The sequence below is a fragment of the Spirosoma utsteinense genome, from assembly GCF_014282275.1.
Lineage (GTDB): Bacteria > Bacteroidota > Bacteroidia > Cytophagales > Spirosomataceae > Spirosoma > Spirosoma utsteinense.
Genome location: NZ_VFIA01000008.1, coordinates 129,972 through 148,566 on the forward strand (window position 1 = coordinate 129,972; position 18,595 = coordinate 148,566).

Annotated in this window: 18 protein-coding genes; 3 read left to right on the plus strand and 15 right to left on the minus strand. The window is 53.1% G+C overall.

The genetic code is table 11. The features are described from left to right. Positions 1-142 precede the first annotated feature (142 nt). The 3 genes from FH603_RS08440 (at position 143) to FH603_RS08450 (ending at position 7,507) form a co-directional block, all read left to right on the plus strand. Positions 143-1,495: a thioredoxin family protein gene (locus tag FH603_RS08440; RefSeq protein WP_186737028.1), complete on the plus strand. Its 1,353-nt coding sequence runs from the start codon at positions 143-145 to the stop codon at positions 1,493-1,495. 80 nt (positions 1,496-1,575) lie between these two features. Next, entirely contained in the window at positions 1,576-2,403 is an 828-nt protein-coding gene (gene prmA, locus FH603_RS08445; RefSeq protein WP_186737029.1) for a 50S ribosomal protein L11 methyltransferase, read from the plus strand. Positions 2,404-2,431: 28 nt separating this feature from the next. After that, positions 2,432-7,507 (plus strand): hypothetical protein, encoded by a 5,076-nt coding sequence (locus FH603_RS08450; RefSeq protein ID WP_186737030.1) that lies wholly within the window; start codon positions 2,432-2,434, stop codon positions 7,505-7,507. Positions 7,508-7,597: 90 nt separating this feature from the next. On the opposite strand, the gene FH603_RS08455 is transcribed toward FH603_RS08450, so the two are convergent. The 15 genes from FH603_RS08455 to FH603_RS08520 all read right to left on the minus strand — a co-directional run bounded on the left by FH603_RS08455 (position 7,598) and on the right by FH603_RS08520 (position 18,480). Beyond that, positions 7,598-8,320, minus strand: coding sequence for an SDR family oxidoreductase (locus FH603_RS08455; RefSeq protein ID WP_186737031.1), 723 nt, complete (start codon positions 8,318-8,320; stop codon positions 7,598-7,600). A gap of 94 nt (positions 8,321-8,414) precedes the next feature. After that, positions 8,415-9,311 (minus strand): helix-turn-helix domain-containing protein, encoded by an 897-nt coding sequence (locus FH603_RS08460; RefSeq protein WP_208493002.1) that lies wholly within the window; start codon positions 9,309-9,311, stop codon positions 8,415-8,417. Between the two features lie 363 nt (positions 9,312-9,674). Continuing rightward, on the minus strand, positions 9,675-10,070 hold the full coding sequence (locus FH603_RS08465) for a nitrogen fixation protein (RefSeq protein ID WP_186737032.1): 396 nt from the start codon (positions 10,068-10,070) through the stop codon (positions 9,675-9,677). Between the two features lie 49 nt (positions 10,071-10,119). Further along, complete coding sequence (locus FH603_RS08470; protein WP_186737033.1) at positions 10,120-10,359, minus strand: hypothetical protein; 240 nt, start codon at positions 10,357-10,359, stop codon at positions 10,120-10,122. A gap of 136 nt (positions 10,360-10,495) precedes the next feature. Further along, positions 10,496-11,983: a TolC family protein gene (locus tag FH603_RS08475; RefSeq protein WP_186737034.1), complete on the minus strand. Its 1,488-nt coding sequence runs from the start codon at positions 11,981-11,983 to the stop codon at positions 10,496-10,498. Further along, positions 11,980-14,229, minus strand: coding sequence for a peptidase domain-containing ABC transporter (locus tag FH603_RS08480; protein WP_186737035.1), 2,250 nt, complete (start codon positions 14,227-14,229; stop codon positions 11,980-11,982). The genes FH603_RS08475 and FH603_RS08480 overlap by 4 nt, the downstream gene beginning before the upstream one ends. Before the next feature lie 41 nt (positions 14,230-14,270). Continuing rightward, a complete protein-coding gene (locus FH603_RS08485) occupies positions 14,271-15,464 on the minus strand; it encodes an HlyD family secretion protein (protein WP_186737036.1) in 1,194 nt (397 codons plus the stop codon). 415 nt (positions 15,465-15,879) lie between these two features. Next, positions 15,880-16,017 (minus strand): hypothetical protein, encoded by a 138-nt coding sequence (locus tag FH603_RS08490; protein WP_186737037.1) that lies wholly within the window; start codon positions 16,015-16,017, stop codon positions 15,880-15,882. A 27-nt stretch (positions 16,018-16,044) separates the two neighbouring features. Next, complete coding sequence (locus FH603_RS08495) at positions 16,045-16,209, minus strand: hypothetical protein (RefSeq protein ID WP_186737038.1); 165 nt, start codon at positions 16,207-16,209, stop codon at positions 16,045-16,047. Between the two features lie 36 nt (positions 16,210-16,245). After that, positions 16,246-16,407: a hypothetical protein gene (locus tag FH603_RS08500; protein WP_186737039.1), complete on the minus strand. Its 162-nt coding sequence runs from the start codon at positions 16,405-16,407 to the stop codon at positions 16,246-16,248. A gap of 280 nt (positions 16,408-16,687) precedes the next feature. Beyond that, entirely contained in the window at positions 16,688-16,822 is a 135-nt protein-coding gene (locus FH603_RS28925; protein ID WP_262891303.1) for a hypothetical protein, read from the minus strand. Between the two features lie 108 nt (positions 16,823-16,930). Beyond that, entirely contained in the window at positions 16,931-17,083 is a 153-nt protein-coding gene (locus FH603_RS08505; protein ID WP_186737040.1) for a hypothetical protein, read from the minus strand. Positions 17,084-17,222: 139 nt separating this feature from the next. Next, entirely contained in the window at positions 17,223-17,465 is a 243-nt protein-coding gene (locus tag FH603_RS08510) for a hypothetical protein (RefSeq protein ID WP_186737041.1), read from the minus strand. 457 nt (positions 17,466-17,922) lie between these two features. Continuing rightward, the gene (locus FH603_RS08515; RefSeq protein WP_186737042.1) at positions 17,923-18,120 is read right to left on the minus strand and encodes a hypothetical protein; all 198 of its coding nucleotides are present in this window, start codon (positions 18,118-18,120) and stop codon (positions 17,923-17,925) included. A 150-nt stretch (positions 18,121-18,270) separates the two neighbouring features. Continuing rightward, positions 18,271-18,480 carry a hypothetical protein gene (locus tag FH603_RS08520; protein WP_186737043.1) on the minus strand — a complete coding sequence of 70 codons (210 nt, stop codon included), beginning with the start codon at positions 18,478-18,480 and terminating at the stop codon, positions 18,271-18,273. Positions 18,481-18,595 lie beyond the last annotated feature (115 nt).

Below are 18,595 nucleotides of genomic sequence, written 5' to 3' on the forward strand. Positions count from 1 at the left end.
GTTACCCTATTGTTAGGTTGTCAGCCGTAGTGTCGATGCCAAGTACCCTTTACTAAATTTACCTGCCCGCTTTTGGCTACGTTATAGCGTTTCTGGACACAGGACTTTATTTTGGAGCCATCACAAATGCATACACTCACGGATGAAAAACGCCTTTCTACTATTTATCTCCCTATCTCTTTGGTCTAACTCGACTATATCGCTGGCACAAGGCATTGTGTTTGAGACGAGTAGCTGGGCCGATGCCGTAAAAAAAGCCAGGAAGCAGAAGAAACTGTTGTTTCTTCATTTCGACCAGCCCACGTGTGGCACCTGCTCCGAGGTGGCGTCGGTAGCTTTCAACAGCCCGATCATCAAGGAAAAATTCATGTTAAATTTTATCAGCTTCCGTATCGACGGATCAATGGGTATTGGTAAAGAACTGGCCGAAAAAGTTGAAGCGGAGTGTATTCCCTCGTCCGTCTACCTGGATACCGACGAGAATCCACTGACCCGCTTTTGCGGCACGACCAGTCTGGACCGGGCGTATCTGGAGAAAGCAGAAGAAGCGATGACCAAAAACCGGGAGCGGCCCATGAAGGCGCTGGCCGATGCCTACGCCGGGGGAGACCGCTCATCGGGTCTGTTACGGACCTACATCGAACGACGGCGCGAAGCAGGCTTATCCACAACCGATCTGCTCGATACCTATGTTCAGCAACTCCCCGCCGACTCGCTGCGATCGGCGGGCTTGTTACGCTTTATTTTTGAGCAGGCACCCGTAGTGGGCAGCAAAGCCGATTCCATTTTCCGTCGCGATTACCCCCGCGTCGACAGTCTTTACAAAGCGGTTGGCTGGAACAAGGCCGTTGAACTTAACAACCGCATCACCAATAACTCCCTCAAAAAAGCTATCAAGGAGAAAAACAGGGAGCTGGCGTTCAGAACAGCAAGATTCCGGCAGCAAACCTACCAGAACGATTACAAAAATGGAGTGGCCGCCCGAGACTGGGTCATAATGCGGTATTACCGGGGTACGGAGGATACGCTGCAATACCTCACGATGGCTTCCCGCTATTTCGATACGCAGTTCATGACAGCGAAGGTCGACTCGATCCAAAACCTGGACAACCTCGACAACCAGCGCCGGATGCGGGGTACCATGCCTATGTCGGGCACACCGATGAAGCCGGGACAAAGCAGCACGTCGTTCATGCTCAACCCGAATACCCAGCGGTATGTGGGCGCGCTCAATAATGCGGCCTGGGAGTTTTATAACATGACCCGGGATACGGTCTACCTGAAGAAAGCCCTTGAGTGGTCGAAGCGTTCGCTGGAATACCGGGAAGACGGTGCGTCCATGGACACCTACGCCCACCTCCTCTACCGGCTGGGTCGAAAGCCGGAAGCACTGGAGTGGCAGCAAAAAGCCGTCCGGATAGAAGAGGAACGTAAATCACCCATGGTGTCTTCACTGCAGAAATCGCTGGATAAAATGAAAGCCGGCACCCTCTGACCGGCCGGGCCGCACTACGATCTCCGTCACCGAAAAAAGGGTAAGCCGACCGGCTTGCCCTTTTTTCGTTACTTTGAGGTATGAACTACACAGAACTGCAACTAACGGTTTCGCCCGACTTTACTGACATCCTTACGGCCGAACTGGGCGAACTCGGTTTCGAGTCGTTTGTGGAGACCGACGAAGGCCTGAACGCGTATATCGTGGAGCCGGATTTCGATGAGCCGGCCCTACAGGAATTGATTGCCAAATACGCTGACCAAACGGCAATAGCCTACGAAGTCAATTCGTTAGAAAAGAAGAACTGGAACGCTGAGTGGGAGAAAGAGTATGAGCCGATTGAAGTGGCTGACCAGGTCCGGGTCCGGGCGTCTTTCCATCCAGTAGACGCCCGGTTTCGTTATGATATCGTCATTAACCCGAAGATGTCGTTCGGAACCGGTCACCACGAAACAACGGCCATGATGCTGGAACACCAGTTAGGTCTGGATTTTGCCGAAAAGACCGTATTGGACGTAGGCTCCGGAACGGGAATTTTAGCGGTGCTGGCGGCCAAAATGGGGGCGCAGGCAGTCGTGGCGTTCGACATAGAAGAGTGGGCGGTAGCGAATGCCCGCGAAAATGCCGAACTCAACGACTGTCCGCAGATCACTGTGTTCCAGGGAACGATTGACGATGTCGATCCTACTAACCGATACGATATTATCCTGGCCAACATAAACCGAAACGTGCTGCTGGCCGAAATTCCATTGTATACCTCCCTGTTGACGACTCAGGGCCATTTGCTGGTTAGCGGTTTCTACGAAGCCGATGCACCGGATATTGCTCAGAAAGCCATTGACACGGGGTTGACGACAAGTAATACATTGATCCGTAATCAGTGGACTTCTTTAGTATTCGACAAATAAATTGGAACCGCCCCGTCGGTTCGAACTGATGAAACGCTTCTTCTACCTACTTCTGTTAATGACCCCGCTGGTGGGGCGTAGTCAAGCTGTTCGGATATCCGATAAGCCGGATCAGTTCATGGCCGACGTGCAGAAACTGATGGCGACGGGTGGACCGGTCGCCGTGCGGGCTGGCACGAACCTGCAAACGCTCTGGTCGGAGAATCGACTCTCGGCCCAGCAGCAGGAGCGTGTTATGGCGCTGAGCCGTAAAATGAACCAGAAACGGTGGCAGCCCGTAGCGCAGTTCGCCCCGCTCTACAATGCGCTGTACCTGGCGCTGACCGCCCAGCAGCCTGCCCTTACCCCGGCCGACATCGACGGATTGCTGACGGTTACCGAAAAGCTGTTCGAGACGAGCGACACCCGCGCTTTTAGCCGAAGTGTGGAAACGATCCGGCGGTTTCTGGAACGGCGCGAACTCTACGTCAGCAACTATAACAAGCTCTACGCGCTCGGCGGCACGTTTCAGTTCCGCTACCTCGATGGCGCACAGCCAACCACTGCAACAGGCACACAAGCACCCGTCGACTCCGCAACGGCCGCCAAAGCAGCTGCCGAACGGTCCCGATTCGATGGGTGGGATGATCCCATTGCCGCCGATTCGGGCCAGACCCGTACGCTGGGCGCGCAGTTTGTACCCCAGCGACGCCCTATCCCGTCGGTGTCCGGCGCCGTTATTACCCTCAGCGGTACCTCACTGGCCATAGTCGCCAACGGCGATTCGTCGGTGCTGGCCGGTACCGGTGGCGATCTGATGCTCAGCACTGGTCAGTTCGTTGGCAAAGGCGGGAAATTCACCTGGGAATCCGTCGGTCGGCCCGATATTTTCGTAACCCTCAGCGACTACGCCCTGGCCACAGAAAGCCCGCGTCTGGCAGCCGACGACGTAACGCTGACCTACCCGCCGTCGAAACCGATCAAGGGTGTTTTTGAATATGTCAGCAAGAAAAAAGGCGGGCCCGTAACCTACCCGCGCTTTATGTCGTGGCAGAGCGACGTGAAAATTCCCGGTCTCGGCACCGACATCGACTACCAGGGCGGACTGGCCCTGTCGGGTGCGCAGATGGTGGGCGCTTCGGCCAGCGGGCAACTGGCGCAGGTAACGGTTCGCCAGAAGGGCAAGCCAGCTCTCAAAGCCAGCAGCCGCAAATTCGAGTTCCGCGATTCGCTTATCACGGCGCAGTCGGCCGCGTTTGTCGGCTATGTCGATACCGACTCCGTAACGCACCCGGCGGTACAGTTCCGGTTTGACAAAGCGCAGCGCATTGCCTGGCTCAACCGGATCGAACGCACCGAATATGCCCGCGTCCCCTACGCCGATTCGTACCACAAGTTTTTCATTATTCCCGAAGTGACGCGCTGGGACCTGCCCCGCCGGAAAGTCGACTTCTACCAGGTTGGGGCCAAGCGCGAAGTGCCCGTCCGGTTCGAGTCGTTCGACTATTTTCAGCCGCAGCGTTACGCCGACCTGACTGTCGATTACGGTTTCCATCCCTTACAGATCGTAGCCAACTTCGTCTCGACCAAAAAGCAGCAGGCATTTACCGACGATGAAATTACCCAGTCGGTGAAGGTTAGCCCGGTGGCGCTACGGGGTGCGCTGAACCGGATGGTGATCGAAGGCTACCTCACCCGCGACCCCAGTACGGGTGTCATGCGGCTTAGCCGCAAGGGCGTACTGTATGTGCTGGCCTACGCCCACAAAGGCGATTACGACAACTTCGAAGTTCAGTCGCTGTTTGCCTCCAATGACAGTACGAAAAACGCCACCATCAACCTGGACGATAACATCCTGACCATACGGGGGGTCAACCAGTTCACCCTGTCCGATTCGCTGAAGGTGTTCGGGATACCATCCGACAAAACGATGCGGGTCGGTAAGGGGCGGGCGTTCACGATCAACGGCCAGATGAAAGCGGGTACGCTGCGCTACGCCGGCCGGGATATGAAATTCGATTACGACAAGTTCGCGATGAACCTCAACAAGATCGATTCCATCACGTTCTCGTCGCCCAAACTGGCGGCTCAGGGCAAGGAGGGCGAAATTGGGGGCGATATCAAGTATGAGAATCCCGGAACGGTCTATATCGGCGCGGCCGACAATAAATCGGGGCAGATCAAAGGCAAGAAAACGACGCAGCGACTGGTGATGCCGGAAGGGATGACGGTTTATTTCAACCAGCCGGTACGGGGCAATACGACCTACAACGAAAAGGTGTACTTCAAAATCCCGGCCATCGACAACGACAGTCTGGGAAAAGGCGATATCTCCTTTGTGGGTACGTTCTACTCCGACGGTATCTTCCCGCCCTTCAAGGCCGAACTCAAAACCATGCCCGACAACACGCTCGGGTTCGTACACAAAGCCCCGGCGGCTGGCTATCCCGTTTATGGCAAGAAAGGCGGTGGTCCCGCGTCGACGGTGAAACTCACCAGCGAGATCACGATGGACAAGAGCGGCCTGCGGGCCGAAGGGGTGCTGAACCACCTCACCGCCAGCCTCAACACCCAGGGTATTCTGTTCATGACCGACTCGCTGCTGGCGTCGGGCCCAACGGGCGAAATAAAGGAAGGTCTGGTCGGGAAGCCCGGGGGCGCGTCCGCTTATTTCCCGCAAGTCCAGCTAAACAACTACAGCCTGAAATGGTGGCCCAAAGCTGACAGCATGGTCATTACGACCCAGAAGAACAATTTCAATTTCTACAACGCTACCACCAACCTCGACGGTAGTTTGGTGATGCGGTCGTCGGGTTTGTTCGGGAACGGCACCCTGCACCGGAAAGATTCTGAAGCCATCTCGAAACGCATCAAGTTTAACAAAGATGGTTATCTGGCCAATCAGGCCCAGTTCAAGATCGTGTCGGATAAAGAAGCGGCCCGTCCCATCTTTCTGGGCAACGACATCGACGTAGACTTCAACCAGACGAAAGGCATCGTTGGTCTGGCCATTAACAACACTGCCCAGGCGATAGATGACACCCTTCAGAGCAGCATGGAATTTCCGTTTGCGGCCTACAAAACCAGTATCAACCGGGCGCAGTGGAACATCAACGCAAAGACCATCGCCATGAAGGGCGATGTCAAAACCTCGACGTTTACGGCCACGGCCGAAGAACAGGAAGGATTGACATTCAATGGCTCATCGGCGCTGTATGATGTGGACAAGATGATGCTCAATATTGGCGGGGTGCCCTACCTGACTTCGGCCGACGCCCGTATTTTCCCGGATAAAGGCGTCGTTACCATCAAGCGGAACGGTGAGATGCTGGCCTTTAAAAACGCCCGGCTCGAACTCGATACCGTCAGCCTGTTTCACCGGCTTCGCAACGGCAATATTCAGGTGATTTCCCGAACCCGGTTTGCCGGTGATGCCTCCTACCAGTTTGCAACCATGAAGGGCGATACGGCCAATATCAAAATGGGAAGCTTCGAACTGAAAGAAGCACCAACCGTAGCCGCAACGACCCTGACCGCCGACACCAGGAAGCCGCGCCGGGCGGGCCGCGGGTCGGGCGGAAACAGCAGCCCGGCGCTGACGACCTATTTTACCGTTGCCCGCGCTGAAGTCGACGAAGATGACAATCTCCAGCTGGCCCCTAAAATGGTGTATAAAGGAACCATCACCATGCAGGCCCCGGAACAGGACCTGGCGCTGGATGGCTTTATCAAACCGGCGCTCAAAAAACGCCAGGACCTCGTTGGCGGCTGGATTCCCTTCAAAGAGAAAGTAGCCGAACGGCTCGAAATCAAGGTCGATAAAAACCTGAAAAATGAAGGCGGGCAGGCGTTAGTGGCCGGTATTCATACGCGCGGGGGCGGGGGTGGTTTGTATCCTACCTTCCTGTCGCCGAAAGAAGATTCCCGCGACGACGACCTGTTCTCGGCAACGGGCATCATGAGCTATGATGAGAAAGACAATGTCTACCGCATCGTATCGAAAGCGAGTGATCTGCCCACCGGCGAAGCGACCGCCAAACCCGACAGTGTGGAGTCGGACGAGGTCGAAAATGCGTTTACCTTCAACGACATGAAGGGGCTGATGACGTTCAAGGGCAAGATGAACCTCCTGTCGGCCGGCCCGAACGAGTTCCTGCTGTCGGCTGGATCGGCGCGGGTCAACATCGACAGTACGACTTTCCGGCTCAATACGCTGCTGGCGTTCACCTTCCCGGTGCCGGAGCCGATCAACACGGCCATTGCAGGAAAGATGGTGGCAACGAATCAGGAAGAGAAAAACGACGAAGCCGCCGAGGACGACTTGAACCGGCTGTCGGACAAGCTCACGCCCCTGATTGGTCAGGCTGCCGTAGATGCCTACCGGCTCAAGGCTCAGAACCAGCATGTACCGCTCAACCAGGCATCGCCCAAACTGAACGCCATGCTCGTTATTGCCAATGCCAATCTGCGCTGGTCGAGCAAGTATAATTCGTTTTACAGCACCGGCCGGTTGGGCGTATCGAACATGGCAGCTACGGACGTGAACGCCCAGATGGATGGATTCATCGAAATCCGGAAAACAGGGAACGGCGACGAAGCCAGCATTTACCTCGAATCGTCACCGGACGTATGGGCTTTTTACGACTACAAGCCGGGTAATGGCCCCGGATCGATGGGACAGCTAGCCGTTATCACGTCGGAACAGGAAATCAACGACCGGCTATCGGCAGGATCGAAGAACAACGCAAAAGCTACGGTCGAAGTCGTTGCCGCCACCGCCGACGAGAAATCGCTGTTCGTAGATCGGTACCTGGATCAGTACAAGACGAAAGCCCGAACGGCACCGAAACCCAAAGCCAGGCCAGCGGACGCGGCAGCACCGGTTGCTGTCACCCCGGCCAGCGACGACGTTGACGACGAAACCGCAGCAACCGCAGCAACCGACGCGCCCAAAGTAGAGGAGCCTGCCAAAAAACCGGGTGCCAAAGCCAAGGCTAGTAAGAAGCCAGGGAAGACGACCGGCGTAGCCGCAACCACCGCTACCCCAACGGATGCTAAAGTGGTGAAGGAGGAAAAGAAAGTACCTAAAAAGAAAGACAAAGAAGAAGAGAAGGAAGGCTTCTGATGTGTTTTTGCCTGCATACCAACGGTTTCGGCCCCTACCTATAACAAGCTTGTTGTGGATAGGGGCCGAAACCGTTGGTACCGCCACCGATCACCAGGGAATCTCTCCTTCTTCACCGAAGAAACGTCCGGTTGGCCCATCGGCATCCAGCGTAGCGAACGTAGCCACAAACCGGCCGGCCTGATCAACCGGCTTTACGCCCTGGTTGTTGTTGAAATCCGTTGCCGTATACCCCGGATCAACAACATTGACCTTAAAGGGCGTATGCTGAAGTTCCTTCGCCAGCATCAGCGTATAGGCATTCAAAACCGTTTTCGACGGGGTATAAGCGGCTGGACTTAAATAATAGTACTCATTCGTCGTATCCTGAAGATAGGTCAACGAGCCAAGACCGCTGCTTACGTTTACAATGCGCGGTGCGTCTGACTGCCGCAGCAAGGGCATAAAGGCCTGCGTGACCTGAATTACACCGAAGAAATTTGTCTCAAAAACGTACCGGATCGTGTCGATGGGTATTGACGACGCATCCTGGGGAAACGCCCCCGGAATCCCCGCATTATTGATCAGCACATCCAGCGATGGACCATTGGCAGCCACTTGTTCGACCGCTTTCCTGATCGACTCCGGCTGGGTTACGTCGATTTCGAGCAGGGTGGTGTTCGTCAATCCTTGCTGATGCAATCCATCCAGGGCCTGCTGACCGAGCGTCAGGTTCCGGCAACCCAGGTAAATAAAGTACCCCAAACGCGCTAGTTCGGCAGCAGCTTCCAGTCCGATGCCTTTGTTAGCACCGGTAATCAAAACAGTTTTCATACAGTGATGAGCTGATTTTAAAGATGGCTTCGTGTTTATTTTGATCACAAAGCTACGGGGCTCATGCTGCGCGGCGGCTGGCCGTATGTCGGTTTCAATGGTACATTTCGCGGATCGTGGTCCGGAAGTTGGCAGGAGTATTACCCGCCAGACGTTTGAAGAACCGGTGAAAATAGGCGGCATCCTCAAACCCCAGCTGCCAGGCAATCTCCTTGGCCGACAGATTAGTGTGTAACAACCGCCGTTTCGCTTCCAGTACCAGCCGTTCGTGAATATGCTCGATAGCTGTTTTGCCACTCTGCTGCTTGATCCGGTCGTTGAGGTGGCCCGGCGTCAGGTTCAGCAGATCGGCGTAGTCGGCTACCTGGTGCAGCGTATGGTAGCGGCTATCGATATAGGTTCTGAACCGGTTGAGTAATGTCCGATCGGGCGAGGTGGTGTCGGCCTGGTATTGCTCGGTATACAGGCGGCTCAAGTAGATCAGCAGCACGCTCATGTAGGCATGTAGCATGCCCGTTCGCCAGGTCTGCCCGGCGTTGAACTCCACCAGCATCTTACCGAGCAGATCCTCGATAAACAGCACATGGTCGGGCAGCAGCTTCAGTTCATGGCTATTTTCGGGATTCTGAATGATGGGTAATTGCCGGAGCGAGTGGTTTTCATCCAGCTGAAGGTACTCTTCGGTAAACGAGAGTATGATAACATCCATCGGCTCGGTCTCTTCTTTTACCTGCACTTGCTGGGGCGACGTGAAGTATAACCGGTTGGGCTGCGTGGTATAGGGAATAAAATCGACCCAGTGGTGGCTGTTTCCGGCTTTGACCAGACACAGAAAATAGTAGTCTTTCCGGTGCGGCACGAAGACGTTGGACCGAAGCTTTCTGAGGTTGCCCCCCGCTTTCGTGATCTCGAACACAGAGCTACCGAGGCTGCTGCTTTCCTGTAACGAATACTGCCGAATGGCTACGTCTTTCTCCTGATCAACAATCATTACTCAATATCATCATTTACGTTTAAATCAGCCATAGCTTCACGTTAAAATAACGTGAAGCTATGGCTGATTTAAACGTAAACTATGCACGTTTTTGTCATGGCTCCGGCCACCCGGCCCGACGATAGGAGGGATCTTTGGACAAGACGAAGTGCTCCAACTTACCGAAGATCCCTCCTATCGTCGGGCCGGGTGGCCGGAGCCATGACAAAAACAACAAATTGATTTTCAAATGCTTGATTAGGAATCTATTCATTAGTCACGTTAAAAATAAATAGTAGTCAGCAGGGTGCAACAACAGTCGGGGCTGTCCAGTATAAGAATACCAGACAGCCCCGACTGTTGTTGCACCCTGCCTGCCGGTTACGCTTCGGCCAGAGCTTTTACCCGTACGTTCCGCACGACTTCATCGCAATTGGCACAGGCCAAAGCCCCTTCCTGATGATACCACCGGCATTGATTGCGGATGGGGCAGGCTACCAGCGTGGCATCAGCTTTCTGATTCATGGCCTCTACAATTTTGCCAACCAGACTACACCCGGCATGACCCGAATCCCAGTGGCCGCAGCCCGTTTTGGCGCAGTTGCTGGCAAACCGAAACCGTTCTTCCGGTACGCGCCCCTGCCGGGCGGTATCGACAAACGTTTGGTCGACTACGATAGGCTCATCGAGGTATTCGACGTGACCCGATGCATCCTGAACGCCGAACAGGGCGGCTCCGGGCTTGGCAACAGAACTGGGGCAGAGAAGAGAAGCCATGACTTGACAAGGTAAGGTTGATGGGTAATGGTATAGCTGAGCGCCTGGCTTACGATGCCTGATCGAACGTATCGGGGAAGGTAGGTACCCACAGGCCCAGCAACGGCACATCGATAAGGGGTGATTTGACCAGGCCGCCCGTCAAAGATGCCCCGCCGTTGACAGCGATCTGAGCTTCTTCGGTGAGCTGACCCTTCTCGTCGATCTGCGCTAATTTTTTCATGAAATCTTCCTGGCTGGTGGCTGCACCTTGCAGGGCGTTGATTTTGCTGCTGATACGATTTTTCATGGCTACTAGTAGAATTTGATATATGATTTAATTATCGAATCAAAGGTCGGGCTGCGGGCAGCGGGAAGCTATAACAGGCTGTTGTAGTTCAGTCGATTACGTTATAGTTTATTCGGGAGCGGTATCGACGGGGCTTCTACAGCAGTGTCCCGTCCCGGTAGAATTCGGCTACTTTAGCGCGCAGCAGGGTTTCATAGCGCGCCTGGATGAGGTTTACGGCAGCCCGGTCGAGATTACTTTTCGAGAGGTTATAATCGACGGCGTTGAGCAAGCCGGCGGTATAGCGGGCTTCGGCGGCTCGGTAGGATTGCTCCAGCACGGTCACCTGCTGCGCCAGGGCTGCGTATCGCTCATAGGCGTTTTGCCATTGGTTTACAGCCTGGTCAATGGCCTGGCGAAGCCCCCGCCGGACGCCTTCTGCCTGCGACTCGGCCAGCTGCTGCTGCAGGCGGGCGCTGGTTGTCCGGTAGCGCACCTGTAGTCCATTGACGATGGGAATGCGAACGCTGACGCCAACACTCTTGTACTGGTTATTACCCAACTGCCCGAAATACCCGATTCGCTCCGTACCGGATGTAGGCGTCATCACTTTCACCGGATAGGCCTGTCCGGCTACGTCTACGAATCCGGTTGTCGTTTGCTCTACCATCTCAGTGCCATACACGCTCCGGCGGGCCGCGCTGGAATAGGACGTGCCCCAGTTAGCATTGAGCGACACAACGGGATAGCCTAACCCTTTCGCCAGATCCAGCCCTTTCTGGGCGGCTTTCGTTCGCAGGTCGGCAGCTAGCACTTCCGGCATGAACGTCCGGGCCTTCGTATAAAGTTGATACGCATCCGTAGTGCCGGGACCAGGCAGGTCACCGTTGGCCACCCCGCCCGATTCGAGCCGCGTAACCTGCAAGGGCGTCGTAGAAGGCAGGTTCAGCACCTGTAGCAACGTCAGGTTAGCCGTATTCAGATTGGTTCGGGCCTGAACGCGCTGCATTTCGTCGTTGGCCAGCTGGCTCTTGGCATCATACAGGTTGAAGGGGGCCGTTGTCCCGGACTTGACGAGCTTCTCCGTTCGCTCGACCTGCCGGCGCGACACCTCCACCTGCACATCGCTGGCCGACAGCAGGTCCTGTGCCGACAAGACCTGTAAGTAGGCCAGCAGCGTGTTGAGCGACACTGCGTTTTTGGTGGCCGCCACATCATACAGGCCCGCTTTGGCTGCCAGGCCCTGCTGTATGAGCGTGTTCTTCAACTGAAAGCCATTGAAGACGGTCCAGTTCAGCCCCAGCCCGGCACTGTTGGTAGCGATCTGGGCATTGGTAATGCCATTGGTGTAGGGGTCGACGTTACGCCCGAAGTTAATGCCCTGGTTTGACAGGCCCGATACCACCGGCAACTGACTTTTGCGCGTCTGCTCAACAGTGTTGTCGGCGATTTGCTGCTGTAATTCTGACTGCCGTACCGATGGCTGGTTCTGGAGCGCCAGTTCGATGCACTGTTCCAGCGTCAGGGTTGTCGACAGGGGGCGGGCCGGGATGGCTTCCGGCGCAGGCAGGTCGGTGTGGATGGGTTGCGCGCCGGCCTGACCGATCAGGCTGAGCACAAACAGGGTAGCGATAAAGTGTTTCATGCGGCCAGGGGGGTTTCTGAAGACGTAGCTGACTGATCGCCGTTTGCGCTGATCTGATACAGTTCCATGGGGGCCAGTGTGGTCGTGCTGACCGATAGCGGCATCTGCGACGCCCAGAGTTTATAGTAGGCGTTTTCTTTCGCCAGCAACTCAAAATGCGATCCTTCTTCGATCAGTTTACCCTGCTCGATCACCACGATTTTATCGGCGTGCATGACCGTACTGAGCCGGTGTGCAATCAGGATCACCGTTTTTCCGTGCTCGCGCAGGTGCTGGATGGTTTCCTGCACGCAGCGTTCCGAAATAGAATCGAGCGAAGAGGTCGCTTCGTCCAGGATCAACACATCGGGGTTCTGGTACAGGGCCCGCGCAATGGCGATACGCTGTTTCTGGCCACCCGACAGACTGGCTCCGTTTTCGCCGAGGTACGTGTGAAAGCCGTTGGGCAGCTTTTCGATGAAATCGGTGATGCCGAGCCGGGTGCAGATGGCCACGATCCGCTGCATGTTGGGCTGGTATTCGCCAACGGCCACGTTATCGATGACATTGCCGGCGAAGAGGTCGATTTTCTGGGGCACCACGCTCACCCGGCGCCGGATGCTGTCGTTGCTGACGTGCTTGATGTCGTAGTCGCCAATATGAATACTGCCATTCTGGAGCGGATACAGGTTTTGCAGCAGCGACAGCATGGTCGATTTACCCGAACCGCTCTCCCCGACGACAGCCGTAATTTTCCCGCACGGCACGATCAGGCTCAGGTTATCGAACACCTGTGTGCGGGTGCCGTAGCGGAACGACACCTCATTGAACCGGATATCGCCAATCATATCAGATTGTAGTTCGATCTTGTTCTCGGTCGATTCGCGCTCCAGGTCCATGATCTCGAACAGCCGGTCGGCGGCAATCAGCGCATCCTGCACCGTTCGGTTAGCGCCGATCAACTGGCTGGCCGGCCCCGTAAAGTAGCCAATCAGCGCGTAGAACGACAGCAGCTCGCCGGGCGTAATCTGGTTGTCGATCACAAACCCCGCCCCTACCCACAGCAGAACGATCGTGAAAAGCCGCGATACGATCTCGGTGGCGTTGCCCGACCAGACCGAATAGCGGGCTGAGGTAAATATGGTCTTGAGCAGCTTTACGAACCGGGTTTCGGTCTTAACGTTGGCAAACTCTTCCAGCCCAAACCGTTTGATGGTACCCATTGCGTTGAGAGACTCGACCAGCTGCGATTCCAGTTCGGCCGAATCTTCCATCAGCGTCCGCTGGTACTTCTTGTTCAGCTTATTGACAATGAGGTAGATACCGGCATAAAACGGAATCACGGCCAGCATGATCATGGCCAGTTTCCAGTCGTAGGTAAACATCATCCCAAACGAGAACAGGACAATGAACACGTTGACAACCAGTCCTGTTGCGGCATCGTTGATAAACGCCCGGATCTTGACCGCGTCGTTGATGCGGGAAATAATTTCACCGACCCGCATGGTATCGAAAAACTGCTGCGGCAGTTTCATGAGGTGCTTGTAATACCCCAGGATCAGCCGGGCATCGATCTGCTGGCCGGTCTTGAGCGCAAACATGCTTTTCATACTGCCAATGAACAGCTGCATCACCAGGATCAGGATCATGGCAATGCTGAGCATATTGAGCAGGTTGCGGTTGCCCTCCACGATGACATTGTCCACGATCTTCTGGACGTAGATCGATGTCGACAGACCCAGCACGGTATAGATGAGCGCCCCGAACAGGGCCTGCACCATCACGCTCCGGTGCGGCCGAACCAGCTGCCAGAACCGCTGCATGGCCGATACCTTTTCATTACCCGTTTCGAACTGCTCATCGGGTAAGAGCAGGATCAGCACCCCCGTCCAGAGTTTTTTAAACTCCTCGTGCGTATGTTTCACCAGCTTCCCCGGCCCTGGGTCCATCACAACGATATGCGTATCTGTCACGTCGTAGATGACCACAAAATGGTGGAGAACTTCCTTCACGATGATGTGGGCAATGGCTGGCCGCGGTATCTTCGACAGGCTCTCGAACGTGCCCCGAACCCCTTTAGCCTGGAAACCCAGCCGATGGGCGGCTTCGATCATACCCAGCACATTGGTCCCTTTCTGATCGGTCGACGCCATTTGCCGAATGCGGGCAATGGGCATCATCAGCTTGTAGTGTGCCGCTATCGACGCCAGGCAGGCAGCCCCGCAGTCGGTTATATCGTGTTGTTTGATTAATGTATTTTTTGCCATGATTTCTATGGATATATCTCGGTCAGACGTGGCGTAGCAACTTATTTTTGAGCCAGTGCGGGTGTATTCTTCGGGTTGAGCCAGTCGTCGGCGTTGTCGTAGAGGAGATCGAACAGGCTGCGTTCGGTAACCACGAACCGCGCCCGGAGCGTCATGCCCTTTTTCAGGTTGCCCCGGTAGCCTTCCCTGAGTGTCAGGAACGGCTGGTTCAGGCGGCACTTGACCTTGAAAACCGGCTGCCGGGCCGAGGGGCCGTTGTCCATCATGACAATGTCGTTGGATACTTCGGTGACTTTACCTTCGGCCAGCCCCCACTGGTTGTAGTCGAAGGCGTCGACCTGCATACGGGCCACCATGCCGGGCCGCAGCAGGCCAATATCTTTGGGCGATACATAACACTCGACCAGCAGGTTTGAGTCTGGCGAAACGACGCCGAGTACCTCACCCGGCTGCACATAACTGCCCGGATACCGCCCGCCCAGCTGACTGACCGTACCGGCTACGGGTGCTTTTATGGTGTGCAGATTACGCTCATTGTGAAGCTGGCGCTCCTGAGCCCTTAGTTCATCGAGCGAAAGCTGATACTGCGACAGGGCCGATTGCCACTCGCTCACCTGCCGTTCGATCTGCGAAGCGTATTGGGCGACAACGGTATTATAGGCGAATTCTTTGTCTTCAAATTCCTGTTGAGCCAGGACCTTGTCTTCGTAAAGCTGGCGCGTTACGTCCATTTCCCGCTTCCGCTTGGTTTGGGTCTGGGTATTCTCGGTGAGCAGAAACCGGAACTGCTCATATTGCTGCCGCACCAGGGGTGATTGCAGGCCTGCTACAGCCAACAGGTGCTGGCGGTCGACCCGCACGAGTCGGTCAAGGTCACGGATGTTGAGGAGTTTTTCCGTTTGCTGGGAACGGTTGAGCCGGAGCTTCGTGTCCAGGACTTCGGTCTGTAGCCGGATCATGGGTTGACCCTGGCGAACGGGCTGGTTGTCTTGAACCAGGACTTCGGCAACGGTTCCGGCCACGAGCGGGCGGAGTTCGTTGCGTTCAGCTACTGTCCGGACGATACCGCTGCTCTGCACCGACACCTCGGTATGAATGAAGGGCAGCGAAACCAGGGCGGCCACAATAGCCAGCGCAACAGTGCAATAGATAAGCTGGCCCCGAACGGTTACCTGGGGCAGGTAAGCCTCCGTCGTGTGCTCAATGACGGTAGGCGGGTGGAGTTGTCGTTGCATCGGTCTAGCATTTGGAATAAGGAAATTTTCTTATGCCAAAGGTCGACCGGCGCAACACGGTACTCAATAACAGCTGGTTGTACTTTATAACGGGGAGGAATAGCGTAGGCTAATTAATTGTAGTTAACAGCTGCTATACGTCAAAACGGCGGCTACGTCAGTTTATAAAGCCCGCCGATCTTGCCCATTGACAACCAGGCAGACGTTAGCCGAAGTGATCATTGGAGTATGACCGCTACTGAACTACAGCCAGGCCCGTAGCTGGCTTTTCAATTGACAGGCAGCTTACCAAGGCTGACATAAATTGGCAGGGTCTCGCCACCAGAGGTAGGCAAGCTGTAGAAAAAACCGCGTGCCAACAAGATAGAAAGGCTCTATTCCTGTCAGCACGCAGCTATTATATATCACCAGTTACTTAAAACCAGCTTGCAACTTCGTTCCAGGCACTTACTACAGCATCGTGTATAGCTTTACCGGCTTCATGAAAGGCATTGTACGTAGCTTCGCTACCGCCGTTAACTTCACGCGCTTCTTTTTCAGTTAAATTTTGCATGATAAATCGTATGTATTGGTTTATAAATTAATATCCTGCCAGACCAGAGAAAAACCCGCCTACTGCATCTCCAACTTCCGTAATAAGATTACGGACAGCGGCTCCAAGGTTGTGACCTTGATCATAATCCCCGCCGTTCACCTGACTTGCTTCCAGGCCTTTCAATTCCTCTGTTTCGTTATAGTTATTCATTGTTATTTTGTTTAGTATAATTATAGTTTGTTATTTTTATTTACCTAGCAGTCCATCAATGAAACCAGCAAGCGTATCGGCAACTTCTCCAATATTTGAGATTAATTCACCCCATGGAGTTCCTCCACCTTCGGTTCCAGCCAATTCCTGCTCGTTCAATAATGATACTTCTGCCTGGTCTAGATTTAATTTAGCCATTGTTTTTTTTGTTTGATTAGTATAAATATTAATTGATAGTATTCTTTCATTGCTTACTCGGGAGGAGCAAGGATATCACTTTTTTCAAGATCGCTATTACACGAACACCTATCTCGTTAAGTTTATCTGAACATTTAATGGATTTGTATCACAAGAATCAACCCCATCTAGTAAAACTTACCCAGCAAGAGGTGTTATATTGGAATGTGTATAGTTTCACTTGTTAACTTCCTGACATTTTCATCAGTTCACGTGACTAAAAGCGCCCAACTTTAACATTTTACACGGTGGGTTTCATAAAATCTCTAAGCAGTTTTTCTGCCGCATCGATAACCCAGTCGATAATATCCGATCCACCCGTTATTTGCTCTTTTTCGCAACTTGTTAATTCTTGAAGCTTATCATCGATAATCATAGTCGATTTGTCTAATTTTTAAAGTTACAAGCCAAAATTACCAATCTTTCTTTAACACAGCGAGGTGAGCTACTTCACGTTATCTGCCCAATAATAGCACTTTAATGGTTACTCAAATGCTTGGAACGGGCGAAAAGATCCGTCATTTTGACCATTGTCTATAACGTCACAAATGGTGTCTACTGTGCTGGCAATCCATTGAATCAGGTTACCACCGTCTGTCTGAATTTTTTCTTCGTGAGTCAATTCTTTCGTTTCCATAAAATAGTCTTAGTAAGTAAGTGTGTATGTAGAGTAATTTTTTATGAGAGTTTTTACTTGTTGATCAAGTACCAGCCTATCGTTGCCACCTATTATTAATTGAGTAATAAATGTTTGCAGGAAAATGGGTTGTAAGCGATTACATTCCCTGTACATAGATCGGCATCACATCTTTCCTGGTCGTTTTCGCCGATGGCGTAACCTCATCCAAATCACCTTTTCCTTTGGTTGTGTAGGCCGAATCGCGATCGACTTCATTGGCCAACGGTGTCGGGGTGGTTGTGGCAGGCACTACATACGATGGCCTTACCGGATCGTTTTCCTGGCAGGCGCTCGCCAGGATCACCAGGCCAGCCGCAAACAGAAGTTGTTTTGTGTTCATTATAGTTAGTGAGTTCTTAGTATCTATTCTTATGAATCAGTATAGCACCCTATCGATATTTTCTATTCCTGATAGTAGCTTTTTAGTCAGGCAATTGATCGTCCGTTCGTTACCTGATCGGGTGTTACAAAGGTCTGCCGCTTGATTCTTTTTTTCAATAACTCCCCGTTGTATTCTATTCCGGTTGGTTATAGTTTATTCGATTGAATCAAGTGCCCAGAAATTAAGTAAGAAACCCGGTAAAATTCCCCCACACCATGGGTACAGGGGATTTCAGTACCGCTTAACCCTATTCCTGTTTTTGCTTATAATTTACCGGGGGGCCATTTATATATAAACCTATTATTGATTCCGGCCTCCGGCACAAAGGTTTATTCGCTAATGGCTATTTTTGATAATCTACTACTAGCTATTCTACAACAGAATGAGTGCTATATTTATTCCTTCTTTTTCTCTATTAATAGAAAATTATACCGCCGTCTGGTTCAATAATAGGCGACGTACCGCAAATAGGGGGGAAAGGCGTGACGATTATCCCTGGAGGAAACATGCCAGGAATCATGCTGATAAATCCTTTTCCGCCACCTTGAATCTGCTGTAGTTCAGCCGCTGTTAATGACGAACACGCATCCTGTTTGATTGTCTTGGCTTTCATGATTTAGTTGATTTATTTTTAGATTGAATCCGGCTGGCTATCGTACCGGCCGTTGTTATAAAGTATGGTACAAAGGTGTAGGCCAATTCACTGTTAATCAAAAACCTTTTGTTTTACTTTAGTCATTTTGGTTATAGCAATAACATTCGTTCAGGCCGCTTCATCGTGATAATTAACCGGCTCATCGAGCGGTATATCCATATGACCAAAGAGGTCGCCAGCCGATACGATCCAGTTGTCATCGAACGAACTAATATCGTCGTGGTCGTCGATGTGAGACATAAAGTCGAGCTGGTTATTAACCCATACGTCGAAAGTAAAATCAGCCGATTGGCCATTACGGTTGTTGCGCGTTTTCATTGGTTCGTATGTTTAAGATGACATTTATCTGTTTGTGTTTATGTTGCTTTAACCGAGCGATCCGTTGCTGCGGTGCCTGTTTTGTTGAGTCAAAGGTGGACGTCGGATTGTCTGA